Origin of the sequence: Parahoeflea halophila (assembly GCF_900220985.1) — a bacterium.
GTDB classification, from domain to species: domain Bacteria; phylum Pseudomonadota; class Alphaproteobacteria; order Rhizobiales; family Rhizobiaceae; genus Hoeflea; species Hoeflea halophila.
In genome coordinates this window covers 106,381-121,312 of sequence record NZ_OCPC01000001.1, presented here as the reverse complement: position 1 = coordinate 121,312, position 14,932 = coordinate 106,381, and the positions used below count along the sequence as shown (strand labels likewise).

The following is a 14,932-nucleotide window of genomic DNA, read 5'->3' as shown; positions in this document are numbered from 1 at the left end:
TTATATGAAACGCGGGACTTTGAATTCAGTAATGGTTGCCATGGCCGCAACCGTGACGCTTGCATCCGCAGCGCATGCAGGAGGACTTGAGCGGGGTGGCCACAATATCGATCAGTTGTTCGACACATCCCGTTTTACCACGGATGCGACCGCTGCATATGTATCGCCACAGCGTAAGTTGAAAAATGCCGTAGACACAAACGCGACCAACGGTTTGGGTAGCAATGGTATTGGTGGGGGGACAACCACTGCCAATGACACTGAAGCCTACTGGGTTCCACGGATCGGGTTCAAGGCCGCTGTCGGAAACGCGATCGATTGCCTGGGTGACTACTCGCAGCCCTATGGCGCACACTCCGCACCCGGCGCGAACTGGGTGGGTGCCAACAGCAACATCGAAACCAAGATCACCAGCGACAGCTTCGCCGCGACATGTTCCTACAAGGTTGACGCCGGGAAAGGACAGTTTCGCGTCATCGGTGGAGTTTCTCATCTCGAAGTCAGCGGTTTCAAGACCCGGCTTGTTGCTCCGATCCCTGGTGCGGGTGTTGGCCGTCTCGATCTGAGCGGGTCTGGAATTGGCTGGCGTGCGGGTGTCGCATACGAAGTTCCGGACATCGCTCTGCGTGCAAGCCTGATGTATTATTCCGAAGTCCAGCTCGACAATATCACCGGTACGTTGGATCTGACGCAGCTGACTGCCGGTTTGGGCGGAAATCCGCTTGCGGGGCGCGCGACACCAGTGTTCGGTGCAACGGCAATGCCTGATTCATTGGAATTGAAGCTGCAGTCGGGTGTTGCGCCCGGCTGGCTGGTCTTCGGATCGGTCAAGTGGGTCGACTGGAGCCAGTTGCAGACTATTGCATTCTGCCCGACCAGCACTCGTGCGCTTGGTTGTCGTTTCGGTGCCGCCAATCAGGCTACATCGCTTGATCTGCTTTACCGCGATGGGTGGACGGTCACCGGTGGTGTTGCTCACAAGTTCAACGACATGCTCTCCGGTTCGGCTGCAATCACCTGGGATCGCGGTACCAGCACCGGGATCGGTACGCAAACCGATACTTGGACATTCGGCGCAGGTGCAGCGTACACTCCCAACGAAAATGTTCAGATCCGCTTCGGCGGCGCGCTCGGCGTCCTGACGTCTGGCAGCTCCGGCACCGTGACCAATTCGCAGGGCACGTTCGGTAACGAAGTGAGCTACTCCTTTGGCAACGACCTCGTCGCTGCGATCTCGCTCGGTGCCAAGATCAAATTCTGATCCGGTTGTTTGAGCCGCGTCTCTGAGACCCCGCCCTTGTGGCGGGGTTTTTGTATGCAGGGGGCGGCAGGTCCACGGCGCATGTCAGTCTGTCTGATTTTCTCCAAGTGCCGCCGTGTTGCCGCCTTGGTCTTTGAAAAATTGATGAAAATTTGTCGAATGCAGCTTTGACATCACGCATTGTGACGATTCCGCAACACTTTTTGCCAAAGCATCTGCTATGAGTTTTACGGGCACAGGGGGTGCCTATTTCCCGCCACAAACGGGGCGCAGGGCAGAGCATCAATCCAGTCCCGCAGCTTGGTTGGCAGGCCCGACGCGTCTGAGGATTTCATGAGCGCCACACCATTCGACAAATCCAAGCTTCCGAGCCGTTACACAACGGTAGGTCCGACGCGTGCGCCACACCGGTCGTTCCTGTACGCCATGGGTTTGTCGAGTGAAGAGATTGCCCAGCCTCTGGTCGGCGTCGCCTCTTGCTGGAACGAGGCGGCTCCCTGCAACATCTCGCTGATGCGGCAGGCCCAAGTGGTAAAGAAGGGCGTTGCATCAGCCAAGGGCACGCCGCGCGAGTTCTGCACCATTACCGTGACCGACGGTATTGCCATGGGACACCAGGGTATGAAAGCGTCGCTTGCCAGCCGTGACCTGATCGCGGATTCGGTCGAGCTGACGATGCGCGGTCACTGCTACGACGCGATTGTCGGACTCGCCGGCTGCGACAAGTCCTTGCCAGGCATGATGATGTCGATGGTACGGCTCAATGTGCCCTCAATCTTCATTTATGGCGGGTCGATTCTTCCGGGCTCTTTCCGCGGCCGCCAGATCACCATTCAGGACGTGTTCGAAGCCGTGGGCCAGCATTCGGTCGGCGACATGTCGGATGAGGACCTGGCCGAGATCGAGCAGGCGGCTTGCCCGTCGGCGGGTTCCTGTGGTGCGCAGTTCACCGCCAACACGATGGCCACCGTGGCCGAGGCCATTGGTCTGGCGCTGCCTTATTCCTGCGGCGCGCCCGCAGCTTACGAGATCCGCGACAAGTTCTGCTATGCGGCCGGCGAGAAGGTGATGGAACTGATCGCCAAGCAGATTCGCCCGCGGGACATCGTCACCCGCAAGTCGCTTGAAAACGCCGCGGCGGTGGTCTCGGCAACCGGCGGATCGACCAATGCGGCGCTGCACCTGCCGGCGCTGGCGCATGAATGCGGCATTGAGTTCGATCTGTTCGATGTGGCGAAGATTTTCGAGCGCACGCCCTACATCGCCAACCTGAAGCCAGGCGGCAAATATGTCGCCAAGGACATGTTTGAGGCCGGCGGCATTCCGGTGCTGATGAAGACCATGCTCGAGCATGGTTACCTTCACGGCGACTGCATGACGGTGACCGGCCGGACGCTGGCGGAAAACATGGAGCATGTGCGCTGGAACGACGAGCAGGACGTGGTGATGCCGGCCAACAAGCCGATCACAGCGACCGGCGGTGTTGTCGGGCTCAAGGGCAACCTGGCCGAGGACGGCGCCATCGTGAAGGTGGCGGGAATGGCGAAGCTGAAATTCAGCGGCCCGGCCCGGTGTTTCGATTCCGAAGAGGCTTGCTTCAATGCGGTCACAAATCGGGAGTACAAGGAAGGCGAGGTTCTGGTGATCCGCTACGAGGGACCCAAGGGTGGCCCCGGCATGCGCGAGATGTTGTCGACAACCGCTGCGCTTTACGGCCAGGGAATGGGCGACAAGGTTGCGCTGATCACCGACGGCCGGTTCTCCGGCGCGACACGCGGTTTCTGCATCGGCCATGTCGGGCCTGAAGCGGCGGAAGGCGGGCCGATCGGCCTGCTCGAGGATGGCGACATTATCGATATCGATGCCGTCGCCGGTACATTGAATGTGCAGTTGTCCGATGAGGAACTGGCTGCACGCAGGGAAAAATGGGTGGCGCGGGAAACCGATTATGCATCGGGCGCGCTGTGGAAATACGCCCAGACGGTGGGGCCGGCGCGCTATGGCGCGGTTACCCACCCGGGCGGAGCGAAAGAAAAGCACTGCTATGCAGACATCTAGGCATACCCGGGCGGGTCTTTGTGGTGTTATCCTTGCTGTGGCCATGGGCTTCGGCGCACCGGCATTGGCGCTGGACCCGAATGCGGGCGTGACGCGCGAATCGGGCCCGTTCGACCTGTTCCGGTTCGGCTTTTCGGCCTACAAGAAGGGCCGCAAGGACGAGGCCGTCGAAGCCTACCGCTACGCTGCGGAAAAAGGCCATCCCGGTGCCCGCTGGGCGCTTGCCAACATGTATGCCTATGGCGACGGCGTGGTCGAGAATGACTACGAAGCCTTCAAGATCTATGACGATATCGCCCGTCAGGGCGTGGAGCCCGGGTCACAGGACACCGGCTATTTCGTCAACGCGCTGCTGTCGCTGGCGAACTACTACCAGAAAGGCATTCCCGGAAGCCCGGTTCAGGCCAATCTGGGTGCCGCACGCCAGCTGTATTTTCAGGCAGCTTCGGCCTTTGGAGTGCCCGAAGCGCAATACCGCCTCGGGCGCATGATCCTTGAAGGCGAGGGTGGCGCCAACGATATCCAGCAGGCCAAAAAGTGGCTCAACCGGGCCCGTGTCAGCGGTCATCCCGCCGCAGCCGCGGTGTTGGGCAATGTCGTGTTCGAAGAAGGCCAGACAGTGCGCGGGCTTGCCTTCATGACAACGGCGCTCGAGCGCTCACCGGCGGCCGACAAGGCCTGGATCCAAGCGATGCAGGAACGCGCCTTTTCGCTGGCCGGTGAAGCCGACCGGCGCACGGCGATTGCACTGGCCCAGGACATGCTGGCAAAGGGCCTCAACTGACCGGACGCTGTCGCTGCCACAGTGGCCTGCATCGCGATGTGGGCAATCCCAGATGATGAATGCGCTGATATTGTCAGCCCGGTTTCAGGGCTGAAACCGTTGTTGTCCGGGGCAAGATCTGCGACATCGGGCAGCCATCGGTAATCTTTTTCCAGCTTGTATTGTTCAGATTGCGCTCGCAACGCGCGAGATAACGCTGGGATGAGCCGATCTGCAAGCAGACCACGCTACCTTCCTTGACCCGTTTTCCGTTGCCGACACACTCACAGTCTTGACCGGCAAACGCCGAAGGCGCGGCCAAGCAGGCAACGGCCATCAAACCGGTGCTCAAGACAATCCGACGTGCAAGAGCCTGTTTCATGGCCCAATGATGCGCCTGTTGCGGTGGTTTGGCAAGACTTGCGGGGTGCCCGGAAGCGCGGGCAGCTGCGGCTCAGACTGCCAGTGAAATTGCCACCGGAACGTGATCGGACGGTTTTTCCCATCCACGCACATGCTTCTCCACGGTGGCAGACCGCAGCAGGTTGGCCGCTTCCGGCGAGAGCATCAGATGGTCGATGCGGATGCCGTTGTTTTTCGGCCAGGCGCCGGCCTGATAATCCCAGAAAGTATAGGTTTCAGGCTGGTCATTGACTGAACGCAAGGCATCGGTGAAGCCGAGGTTTTCGAGCCTTCGGAAAGTGCTGCGGGATTCGGGGCGGAACAGCGCGTCACCCTCCCAGACCTTCGGGTCGTGGCAATCGACCGGCTCGGGTATGACATTGTAATCGCCCGCCAGAATCAGCGGTTCCTCTAAAGATAGGCGATCGGCGGCAAAGGCTTGCAGCCGTTCCATCCAGGACAGCTTGTAGGGAAATTTCGGGGTTTCCACAGGGTTGCCGTTGGGCAGATACAGCGACACGACTCTCAGCACGCCACGCTCTGTCGAAAACACGCCTTCTATAAAACGGGCCTGCTCGTCGCTGTCGTCCCCGGGAAGCCCGCGATTGACTTCATCGGGGCTCTGCTTGGAAAGGATCGCGACACCGTTGAAGCCCTTCTGGCCATGTGTTTCAACATGGTAGCCCAACGCTTCGATCTCGAGGCGCGGAAAACCTTCGTCGACCGACTTGATCTCCTGCAGGCAGGCGATATCCGGGTCGCTTTCCTTGAGCCAAGCCTGCAGATTGTCGATCCGCGCCTTGACGCCGTTGATGTTCCAGGTGGCGATTTTCAAGGCGCATATCCTTCGGCAATCAATCCGCCCAGGGGCGGACAGAGGGGCAGGTCAGACGGAAAAGCTGGTGCCGCAGCCGCAGGATGCGACCGCGTTGGGGTTCTTGATCTGAAAGGCCTGGCCCATGAGGTTGTCGACAAAATCGATCTCGGATCCGGCCATGTAGACGAGCGAGACCTGGTCGATCAGCACTCGCGCATCATCTTTTTCCAACACGATATCATCCGCATCGGGCGCATCTGCGAGATCGAATTTGTAGGAAAAGCCGGAACAGCCGCCGCCTTCGACGGACACCCGAAGTGCGGACTTGCCGGTTTCGGCGGAGACGATTTCCCTGATCCTGCGAGCGGCGGAATCGGAAAGTGTTACAGATGCGGGTTCAGTCATTGTACCTCCTTGCCGGGGTCAAGGTCCGGAAGAGACATGTTTCAAATCACTCGCTCTATAGGTATGAAGGCGCTTGCCCGGCGTCAATGCTTGGACGGAGTGAGTCGGGCAATGTTTGACGCCTGTTGACGGGATAGGCATGGAAATCGACACAAAGCAATTGGGGTTTGGAACCTGCGCGCGGGCGCCATGGGCGGTCGATCCCTGGGCGAGCCGCGGGCGGCTGGTGGCGGAACCGGTCAGTCCGACCCGGTCCGAGTTCCAACGTGACCGCGACAGGATCGTCCATACCACTGCCTTCCGGCGTCTCAAGCACAAGACACAGGTCTTTGTGGCACATGAGGGCGATCATTATCGCACCCGGCTCACCCACACCATTGAAGTGGCGCAAATCGCCCGTGCCCTGGCGCGCGCACTGAAGCTTGACGAGGATCTGGCCGAGGGCGTCGCTCTGGTGCACGATTTCGGACATACCCCGTTCGGACATACCGGCGAAGAAGCGCTGGCCGAACTGATGGCGGACGCCGGCGGGTTCGACCACAATGCTCAGTCACTTCGCATCGTCACCAAGCTCGAGCAGCGCTATGCCGATTTCGACGGTCTCAATCTGAGCTGGGAAACGCTGGAGGGGCTGGTCAAGCACAACGGTCCGCTGATTGTGGAGGGCGGCAAGCCGCTGCCCGAACCCATCGCGCTTTACAATGCCGAGCACGATCTGTGGCTTGCGACTCACTCGAGCCTCGAATCCCAGGTCGCGGCGATTGCGGACGACATTGCCTACAACACCCACGACATCGATGACGGTTTACGCTCCGGCCTGATCACGTTGGAGATGCTGGAAGAACTGCCGCTGATATCGCGGCTGTTGGCGGAGGTCCGGTGCCGCTATCCCGGCCTTGAAGAGCCGCGGCTGATCCATGAGGTCATGCGGCGCCAGATAACCAGCATGGTCGAGGACGTCATCAGCGTGTCTCAGGCTCATATCAAGGCACTGAAGCCGCAATCGGCTGACGATATCCGGCATGCTGGCCGGACCATGGCGCATTTCTCCGACGAATTCGTCACAGCCGATCGCGCCATCAAGAAATTTCTTTACCGGCATCTCTACCGGCACCCGAACGTCATGCGGGTGAGGGCGTCCGCCACACGGATTGTGCGAGACCTGTTTGCGGCCTTCATGAGTGATCCATCAGCCATGGGGGACAAACATCGCCACAAGGGTATCGAAGACCTGCCGGTCGAGCTGCGCGCGCGCAAGGTGAGGGACTATCTTGCGGGAATGACGGATACCTATGCCGTGGCGGCGCACCGGCGTCTGTTTGACCATACGCCGGATTTGCGATAGGCAGCGCTCACCTGCGCAAACACCCGTTTCGCTCCCCTATCCCCGCCATATCCGGACTTTAGCCATGAATGTGTTCAAGGACTTCGAAAACAGAATCAAGCTTGCCGTACAAGCGCTTGATGCCGTTAAGGAAAAGAACGGTGAAGTCAATCTTGAGCGACTGACCGTGGAGCCGCCCCGCGACCCGGCCCATGGCGACATTTCGACCAATGCGGCGATGGTTCTGGCAAAACCACTGGGGATGAATCCGCGCGCGCTGGCTGAGCTGATCGCGGCGCAGTTTGCCGGTGACACGGACGTCACGGAGACAAGCGTGGCCGGCCCCGGTTTCCTAAATTTCAGGCTGACTGCAAGCTTTTGGCAGCGGCTGGTTGCGACCATAGTGAGCGAAGGGGCCGAATTCGGCCGTTCGGTCATGGGCGGAAATCGCAAGGTCAATGTCGAGTATGTTTCCGCCAACCCGACCGGGCCGATGCATGTTGGTCACTGCCGTGGCGCGGTGGTCGGTGATGCGCTGGCAAATCTGCTGAGCTTTGCCGGCTACCAAGTGACCAAGGAATATTACATCAATGACGCCGGTTCGCAGATCGATGTGCTGGCGAACTCGGTCTATCTGAGATACCGCGAAGCGCTGGGAGAGGACATCGGCGAAATTCCTGCCGGCCTGTATCCGGGTGATTACCTGGTTCCGGTCGGGCAGGCATTGAAAGACGAGTATGGAACTTCGCTGCGGACGATGCCGGAATCTGACCGGTTGGCCCTTATCAAGGACGTCGCCATTGATGCGATGATGGCGATGATCCGTGCCGATCTGGAAGCGCTGAATGTCGTGCATGACGTGTTCTTTTCGGAACGCAGCCTGCATGCTAACGGCGCAGGCGCCATCCGGCAGGCCATCAACGACCTGACCTTCAAGGGCCATGTCTACAAGGGCAAATTGCCGCCACCGAAAGGCCAGTTGCCCGAAGACTGGGAAGACCGCGAGCAGACCCTGTTCCGGTCCACCGATGTTGGTGACGATATCGACCGTCCCCTGATCAAGTCGGATGGCAGCTACACCTATTTTGCCGCCGATGTCGCCTATTTCCGTGACAAGTTCGAACGTGGTTTCTCCGAGATGATCTACGTGCTCGGTGCTGACCACGGCGGCTACATCAAGCGGCTTGAGGCCGTTGCCAAGGCGGTCTCGGCGGGTGAGGCAAAGCTCACGGTTCTCTTGTGCCAGCTGGTCAAGATCTATCGCAACGGCGAGCCGGTGCGGATGTCCAAGCGGTCGGGCGATTTCATCACGCTTCGCGATGTTGTTGATGAAGTCGGAGTGGATTCGGTCCGCTTCATGATGCTCTACAGAAAAAGTTCGGAATCGCTTGATTTCGACTTTGCCAAGGTGACCGAACAGTCCAAGGACAACCCGGTCTTCTACGTCCAGTACGCCCATGCCCGCTGCGCATCGGTGATGCGTCAGGCAGTCGAGACATTCCCGGATCTCGATTTGTCGCCGGAGGTTCTGGCTGCGGCCGACCTGTCGCACCTGTCACACGAGAGTGAACTGGCGCTGATTGCAAAGCTCGGCGAGTATCCGCGCATGATCGAGTCCGCGGCCTCCGGTCAGGAGCCGCACAGGGTGGCGTTTTACCTCTATGAGCTGGCTAGTTTGCTGCACGCGCACTGGAACAAGGGACGCGACGAGCCGGGTTTGCGGTTTGTTAACGATAAAAACAGACACTCGACAATTGCCAGGTTGGGATTGGTGTACGCAGTCGCTTCGGTTTTGAGGTCAGGTCTTCGGATTACTGGGACTGATGCTCCGGAAGAAATGCGCTAAAGTCACCTTTTCCCCACATTGCTCTGGCAGTAGAGTGTGCGAGAGTATGTGAGTGATTCATGGCTGATCAATTCGATAGCAATACGCGGTCCCCGCAGCCGGAGTCCGAAATTGACGACCCCCTGGCTGAGCTTGCCCGGATCATCGGCTACGAGCGGCCATCCGAGGTAGCTCCTGCAGGCGAGACCGCTCAGGTGCCGGCCGAGTTTGATCTCGAGGCGGAGCTGATGCGCGAGCTCGACGTGCCTCTCGCCCCTTCCGATGACGAGCTTGATAGCGTCGAAGCCGACGAGGCTGTCGATGCGATGCTGGCGGAGTCCGATTTCGACGACAGGCACGAGCTTGACGAGGAGCTGACACAGGCGTTTTCGGAACAGAAACCCACCGGTTCATCGGCTGAAGACGAGTATCAACGCGAGCAGGAGGTCTCTGACGAGCCGGTTTCAGCATCCGCCAATGACGATGCGGCCAGCTCCCAAGACGCCCGGTTTGAATCCGGCGATGGGCGCTCGTCCGAGGCGCTGCTGGCGGCGATTGAAAACGAATCCCGATATGATCGACATGCCGGCCATCCGGCTGACGAGACCGGGATCGATGACGACTGGATGAGGACGCTGGATGCGGATGATGACGCACCGATGTCTGAAACGGACGGACCCGAGACCGGAGAAGCGGACAGTCAACAGCCAGATGCGGGTTCTAAGGACGCTGCACAAGCGCCGGTGGCCGCTGTCGCCGAGACCAGCGTGACGGATGATCCTGTCGATGACGACGTGTTCAACGACATGGCGCGCTTCGAACTGCCGTCGGCAGCACAGCGGGACCGGACTTCGGGAGCGTTACCGGGCGACGACCAGTCGGCGGCGCCGGTTAGTGCCCGAACCGAGCCGGCTGAAAGCGTCGAAGCTGATGCATCACCGATGGATTTCGAGGAATACCTTTCCACGGAGCTTGATGTTTTCGGTCACGAGATTGCGATCGGGCAGCCCGGGGAAAGTCCCGTGACCCACGAGCAGGATGCTGATGACATCGAGGCGCAGCTGGATGTCGAGACGGCGCTGGATGCCCTGAATGACAGCACACTGGATGATGACGTAGCGGTGTTTGACGAAGCCGCCGAGGAGTTGTTGGCGGCAATCAACGAGGACGGCGACACCAATGTCAATGACGGTGAATCCGAGGCTCAGCGCGAACCGGAGGCCTCCGCATCGACAGAGGCGGAAGATCCCTGGTCACTCGACAGCATCGAAGAGGCAACCACCGAGGAGCTCGACGAGGAACTCGGTGACATGTTCGGTCTGCCCGACCGGGTTGTCACGGCATCGGATGAAACGGCCGATGTGTCTGACGAGCTGGACTTCGATCTGGAGCAGGTGCTCGCCGAGAGTTTTGCAGATGAGGCCGCTCAACCGACAGAACAGGTCGAGACGGTCGAGACCAGGCTCCAGACCGGAAAACCGGTGCAGGCCGACGACTGGCTGTCAATAAGACCCGAGCCCGAGGAAACCAGTCATCGCGACGAGATTTCAGAGGCTTTCCTCGATCTGGCCCCGGAAAAAAGCGTTGGACCGGAGGCTAAATCGGTGCCCGACCGGGCGCCAGGCGAGCCGGAGCAGACTGACTGGCTCGAAGGATTCGAGACGTCAGAGCAGGGGCTCGAGCCTGGCGGCGCGGACTCCGATGATTCCGAGTATTATTTCGATGCCGGATTGATTTCCGAGGCGGACGAAACGGTTGAGCTCGTTTCCGATATCGAGGTTCCTGAACTGCAGCACGACGAGCCGCAGCCGATCGACCCTGAGTATGAGACCGAGATCGAACGCGAATTTGCCGACATAGTCGAGCGGCCGGAATCTCATCAGGAAGAGGCCGCGGTCTTGGGCGCTGGCGCTGCTTTTGCTGCTACGGACGGCTGGAACCGGGCCGGCGCCGTGCCTCATGCCGATGAAGTCTCGGACGAATATATCGCACTTGAGCGGGAGCTCGGTGTGATTTCGGACGAGAGGGGCCGTCCATCCGTGGTCGAAGGTGCCGATGCGTCCTATCCGGCCGCCGGTTATGACTTCGATGAGACTATTCCCGTCGCTCCCAGTGCCGAAAACAGCCGGAGTCGCGGTCCCGTGCTGGCCTTCGCGGTGCTGGGGGTCGCGCTGTTTGCCGGGGTTGGCGCATTCGCCTGGAGCATGCTGTCAGACGACGACACGACAGCCGATGGTGGTCCACGAATCATCCGGGCGGACAAGGAGCCGGTCAAGATCCTTCCCGAAAACCCGGGAGGCATGACGGTCCCCAACCAGGACAAGGCGGTCTATGACCGTGTTGCCGGTGGGGCCGGTAAATCTTCCGGACAGCCGGCGCTGGTGAATTCGGCCGAAGAGCCGGTAGATGTGGTGCAGAGAACTCTGGATCCCGAAATTCTGCCGCTGGAAGGCCGTTCGGAATTTTCCGAGAAATCGGAGGAGCGTCTCACTGCGGATGCGACGTCGGATGAGGCGCCGCCGGAAGCCGCGGCCGGACCGGTCGTTTCTCCGCGCAAGGTGCGCACGATGATTGTCAAGCCGGATGGTTCGATCGTGGCCCGTGAAGTCAGCGAACCGGAGACGGATGCTTCGGCGGCACCGGCGGAGACGCCGGATGTGGCTCAGTCCCCGCCCGAGGGGCAGGCTCAACCTTTGCTGAGCCCTGCACCTGTCGAACAGGTGGACGCGGCTGAGGTTGCGCCGCCGGTCGAAGACGAGCCGGCCAATACGGAAGCTGCGGCCTCCGAAGGCACTGTTGCCCCGGTTCGGGTCGTCACCACCCAGCAGATCCGCCCCGTGGCCAATGCACCGGTGCCGCAAGGCAGGCCCGCTGACCAGCCGGTCAATGTGGTGGGCACTGTGACGCAGGGCGGGACGGTCAACGCTGCACCTGCCGTGACTGCGACCCCGCAGCCGGTGGAAGTCGCATCGGCGCCAGCCGCCGCTGCTCCGGCAGCTGCACCGGTGGCCAATCCGGGCGGCTACTATGTGCAGATAGCCTCGCAGCCGACCGTGGAAGGTGCCCGGTCCTCCTGGCAGACGCTGTCCAACCGTTACAGCTCGGTGCTTGGCGGTCAGTCGGTCGACATCCAGCGTGCCGACATCCCCGGCAAAGGTGTTTTCCACCGGGTTCGGGTGCCCGCAGGCAACAGGGACCAGGCGAATGCGCTTTGCAGCCGCTACAAGGCTGCCGGCGGGAGTTGCTTCGTGTCACGCTGAGCCGGGACTGGTGGAAAAGTACAAGGAGAGGCCGCATACTGTGCGGCCTTTTTCACATGTGCAGTTCCGGGTGCGGCTTGCTGCCAAATGATGGCGGTTCGTCTACCATCGCGGCATGAGCGAATCAAAAGCAGTCATCTTCGGATGTTCCGGGCCCCAATTGAGCCGCGATGAGGCGGCGTTCTTTGCGGATACGCGGCCATGGGGATTTATCCTTTTCGGCCGCAATATCGTCAGCATGAGCCAGGTTGCGGAACTGACCGCCCGATTGCGGGAGAGCGTCGGCCGACCGGATGCGCCGGTGCTGATTGATCAGGAGGGAGGGCGCGTGCAGCGGTTCAAGCCGCCGCTGGTGCCGCAATATCCTTCCGGCGCCGATCTTGGCGCTCTGTATCTGGCCAATCCGGAATCCGGGCTCCGGGCGACTTGGATCATGTCCCGGCTGCATGCATTCGATCTGTTTCCACTCGGGATAAGCGTTGACTGTTTGCCGGTGCTGGATGTGCCGTCCCCGGGCGGGCACGAGGTGATCGGCAACCGGGCCTACGGTATCACACCGGATATCGTCTCGGCGCTGGGGCAGGCGGCGTGCGACGGGCTCAAGGCCGGCGGCATGCTGCCGGTGATCAAGCACATTCCCGGGCATGGACGGGCCGGAGCGGATACGCATTTCGAACTGCCGCATGTCGACGCGTCGCATGCAGAGCTGTCTGCGCATGATTTCCTGCCGTTCAAGGCGCTTGCCGGGGAAGCCATGGCAATGTCGGCCCACGTGGTGTTCACGGCACTGGATGCGGCGGACCCGGCCACAACCTCGGCCCGGGTGGTTGAGCAGGTAATCCGGTCTGAAATCGGGTTTGACGGCTTGTTGATGTCCGATGACGTGTCAATGAATGCGCTTTCTGGGGATTTCGCAACAAGGACCCGTGCAATTCTAGCCGCAGGATGCGATGTCACATTGCACTGCAATGGCAATAGGGCCGAAATGGAAGCGGTGGCGTCGGCAACACCGGTTCTATCGGACGAAGCATTGCGCCGTGCAAACAACGTCATGACAGCCTTTGGCCCTCCCGACGACAGTGACGAGGCTGCATTGCGCGAAGAATTCGAGGGGCTGATGGCAGTCTCCTGAGCAAGGATCTGAAAGGCGGCAAGCGTGAGCAACGTTAACCGGCACAGCGGTGGCACTTCCGGCAAGACGGCCCGTGGCAGGACGCCCATGGACCTGATGTGGGATGACGCCAAGGCTGACCGGGCCACGGGCGATCCCTCGCTGGTGATCGATGTTGCTGGCTTCGAGGGGCCGCTCGATCTGCTGTTGCACCTGGCGCGTACCCAGCGCGTAGATCTGGCGCGGATTTCGGTGCTGGCGCTGGCCGAGCAGTATCTGCTGTTTGTGGAGAAAGCGCGGGCCTTGCGGCTGGAACTCGCCGCGGACTATCTGGTGATGGCGGCCTGGCTGGCTTACCTCAAGTCGAGACTGTTGATCCCGCAGGGGCCAAAGGGCGATGAGCCCAGCGGCGAGGAAATGGCTGCCCAACTGGCCTTCCGGCTCAAGCGGCTGGAAGCCATGCGCGAAGCCGCCACAAAGCTGGTCAACCGCAATCGCCTTGGCCGCGATGTCTTTGCCCGCGGGGCGCCGGAGCCGATGGTCATCGACAAGACGCTTGATTTCGACGCGACGCTCTACGACCTGCTGACGGCCTATGCGGCGCAGAAACAGCGTCAGACCGTCACCGAAGTGACAATTTCGCGCAGGCGTGTGTGGTCGCTCAGCGATGCCCGGGTTATTCTTTTCCGGTTGATCGGAGAGCTCAAGGACTGGACAGCGCTGGATCATTACCTGCACCGCTACCTCTCCGACCCCGCCGAGCGAACGACCGCAATCGCCAGTTCCTTTGCCGCCAGTCTGGAAATGGTACGGGAAGGAAGACTCGAAATCCGTCAGGACGGCGCGTTTCAACCAATCTTCATGCGACTGCCGCAAACAGCGGCGGTCAGCGCAGGGAGCAAGCCATGACCATGGATCCGGGGCAGGGCGCCGCTTTTGCCTTTGAGGCGGCTGCAGATGATGCACAAGAGGCTGGTATGGAGCAGGATGCTCTGGAGTCACTCAGGGAGCGCGCGCTGCATGAGGCTGAGCGCATCGCCGAGGCGCTGGTGTTTGCCTCCAGCGAGCCGGTGGCGGAAAAACTAATTGCCGACAGGCTTCCCGAGGGCACGCCCGTGCGCGAGGTGATGGAGCGGCTTTCGGGGCGCTATGCCGCGCGTGGCGTCAACCTTGTCCGCGTCGGCGATGCCTGGGCGTTTCGCACCGCGGCGGATTTGGGTTTCCTGATCAGGCGTGACGAGACCGAGGCGAGGAAACTGTCGCGTGCTGGTCTCGAAGTGCTGTCGACGATTGCCTATCACCAGCCGGTGACACGGGCCGAGATCGAAGAGGTACGTGGTGTGGCGACATCCAAGGGTACGCTCGACGTGCTTCTGGAGACGGGCTGGGTGCGCATGCGCGGCCGCCGCCGGTCGCCGGGGCGCCCGGTGACCTATGGAACGACGATGGCTTTTCTCGACCATTTCGGCCTGGAGGATCTGCGCGATCTGCCCGGCATGGATGAACTCAAGGGCGCGGGCCTGCTTTCGGGGCGGGTTCCATCGAATTTCCAACCCCCGATTCCGTCCGGCGACGATCTTGCGGACAATGAGGATCCGATCACCCAATTGGATCTGGAGGAGCTTGGTCTCTTGACACCGATGGGTGAAGCGGAGGACTAAGCATCCGGCGCCGGGTTGCTCCGGTACAGGTGTTGCTGATTACAA

The 14,932-nt window shown here is 60.8% G+C and carries 12 protein-coding genes; 9 read left to right on the top strand and 3 right to left on the bottom strand.

The window, feature by feature from the left end:
• Nucleotides 1–4 precede the first annotated feature (4 nt).
• The 3 genes from CRO46_RS00595 (at nucleotide 5) to CRO46_RS00585 (ending at nucleotide 4,103) form a co-directional block, all read left to right on the top strand.
• Entirely contained in the window at nucleotides 5–1,261 is a 1,257-nt protein-coding gene (locus CRO46_RS00595; RefSeq protein WP_097104000.1) for an OmpP1/FadL family transporter, read from the top strand.
• Between the two features lie 333 nt (nucleotides 1,262–1,594).
• A complete protein-coding gene (gene ilvD, locus CRO46_RS00590) occupies nucleotides 1,595–3,319 on the top strand; it encodes a dihydroxy-acid dehydratase (RefSeq protein WP_097103998.1) in 1,725 nt (574 codons plus the stop codon).
• Nucleotides 3,306–4,103 carry a tetratricopeptide repeat protein gene (locus CRO46_RS00585; protein ID WP_097103996.1) on the top strand — a complete coding sequence of 266 codons (798 nt, stop codon included), beginning with the start codon at nucleotides 3,306–3,308 and terminating at the stop codon, nucleotides 4,101–4,103. Before ilvD ends, CRO46_RS00585 begins: the two co-directional genes overlap by 14 nt.
• Nucleotides 4,104–4,176: 73 nt before the next feature.
• Here the strand turns inward: CRO46_RS00585 and CRO46_RS00580 are convergent, their stop codons facing one another.
• The 3 genes from CRO46_RS00580 to erpA all read right to left on the bottom strand — a co-directional run bounded on the left by CRO46_RS00580 (nucleotide 4,177) and on the right by erpA (nucleotide 5,706).
• Entirely contained in the window at nucleotides 4,177–4,464 is a 288-nt protein-coding gene (locus CRO46_RS00580) for a hypothetical protein (RefSeq protein ID WP_143438908.1), read from the bottom strand.
• A 72-nt stretch (nucleotides 4,465–4,536) separates the two neighbouring features.
• On the bottom strand, nucleotides 4,537–5,319 hold the full coding sequence (gene xth / locus CRO46_RS00575) for an exodeoxyribonuclease III (RefSeq protein ID WP_097103992.1): 783 nt from the start codon (nucleotides 5,317–5,319) through the stop codon (nucleotides 4,537–4,539).
• Nucleotides 5,320–5,370: 51 nt separating this feature from the next.
• Complete coding sequence (gene erpA, locus CRO46_RS00570) at nucleotides 5,371–5,706, bottom strand: iron-sulfur cluster insertion protein ErpA (protein ID WP_097103990.1); 336 nt, start codon at nucleotides 5,704–5,706, stop codon at nucleotides 5,371–5,373.
• Nucleotides 5,707–5,845: 139 nt separating this feature from the next.
• Between erpA and CRO46_RS00565 the strand changes: the two genes are divergently transcribed.
• From CRO46_RS00565 to scpB, 6 genes are all read left to right on the top strand, one after another.
• Nucleotides 5,846–7,051: a deoxyguanosinetriphosphate triphosphohydrolase gene (locus CRO46_RS00565; protein WP_097103988.1), complete on the top strand. Its 1,206-nt coding sequence runs from the start codon at nucleotides 5,846–5,848 to the stop codon at nucleotides 7,049–7,051.
• A 64-nt stretch (nucleotides 7,052–7,115) separates the two neighbouring features.
• Entirely contained in the window at nucleotides 7,116–8,876 is a 1,761-nt protein-coding gene (argS, locus tag CRO46_RS00560; protein ID WP_097103986.1) for an arginine--tRNA ligase, read from the top strand.
• A gap of 59 nt (nucleotides 8,877–8,935) precedes the next feature.
• Nucleotides 8,936–12,115 (top strand): SPOR domain-containing protein, encoded by a 3,180-nt coding sequence (locus CRO46_RS00555; RefSeq protein WP_097103984.1) that lies wholly within the window; start codon nucleotides 8,936–8,938, stop codon nucleotides 12,113–12,115.
• 115 nt (nucleotides 12,116–12,230) lie between these two features.
• Nucleotides 12,231–13,247, top strand: coding sequence for a beta-N-acetylhexosaminidase (gene nagZ, locus CRO46_RS00550; RefSeq protein ID WP_097103982.1), 1,017 nt, complete (start codon nucleotides 12,231–12,233; stop codon nucleotides 13,245–13,247).
• Between the two features lie 87 nt (nucleotides 13,248–13,334).
• Nucleotides 13,335–14,135: a segregation and condensation protein A gene (locus CRO46_RS00545; RefSeq protein ID WP_097103980.1), complete on the top strand. Its 801-nt coding sequence runs from the start codon at nucleotides 13,335–13,337 to the stop codon at nucleotides 14,133–14,135.
• A 68-nt stretch (nucleotides 14,136–14,203) separates the two neighbouring features.
• A complete protein-coding gene (gene scpB, locus CRO46_RS00540; protein WP_244577792.1) occupies nucleotides 14,204–14,887 on the top strand; it encodes an SMC-Scp complex subunit ScpB in 684 nt (227 codons plus the stop codon).
• The last annotated feature ends 45 nt before the right edge of the window (nucleotides 14,888–14,932 follow it).

Excerpts from the sequence above, each read along its gene's own strand:
- CRO46_RS00595 (WP_097104000.1), top strand. The coding sequence starts at position 5 with ATGAAACGCGGGACTTTGAATTCAGTAATGGTTGCCATGGCCGCAACC.
- ilvD (WP_097103998.1), top strand. The coding sequence starts at position 1,595 with ATGAGCGCCACACCATTCGACAAATCCAAGCTTCCGAGCCGTTACACA.
- CRO46_RS00585 (WP_097103996.1), top strand. The coding sequence starts at position 3,306 with ATGCAGACATCTAGGCATACCCGGGCGGGTCTTTGTGGTGTTATCCTT.
- CRO46_RS00580 (WP_143438908.1), bottom strand. The coding sequence starts at position 4,464 with ATGAAACAGGCTCTTGCACGTCGGATTGTCTTGAGCACCGGTTTGATG.
- erpA (WP_097103990.1), bottom strand. The coding sequence starts at position 5,706 with ATGACTGAACCCGCATCTGTAACACTTTCCGATTCCGCCGCTCGCAGG.
- CRO46_RS00565 (WP_097103988.1), top strand. The coding sequence starts at position 5,846 with ATGGAAATCGACACAAAGCAATTGGGGTTTGGAACCTGCGCGCGGGCG.
- argS (WP_097103986.1), top strand. The coding sequence starts at position 7,116 with ATGAATGTGTTCAAGGACTTCGAAAACAGAATCAAGCTTGCCGTACAA.
- CRO46_RS00555 (WP_097103984.1), top strand. The coding sequence starts at position 8,936 with ATGGCTGATCAATTCGATAGCAATACGCGGTCCCCGCAGCCGGAGTCC.
- nagZ (WP_097103982.1), top strand. The coding sequence starts at position 12,231 with ATGAGCGAATCAAAAGCAGTCATCTTCGGATGTTCCGGGCCCCAATTG.
- CRO46_RS00545 (WP_097103980.1), top strand. The coding sequence starts at position 13,335 with ATGGACCTGATGTGGGATGACGCCAAGGCTGACCGGGCCACGGGCGAT.
- scpB (WP_244577792.1), top strand. The coding sequence starts at position 14,204 with ATGGAGCAGGATGCTCTGGAGTCACTCAGGGAGCGCGCGCTGCATGAG.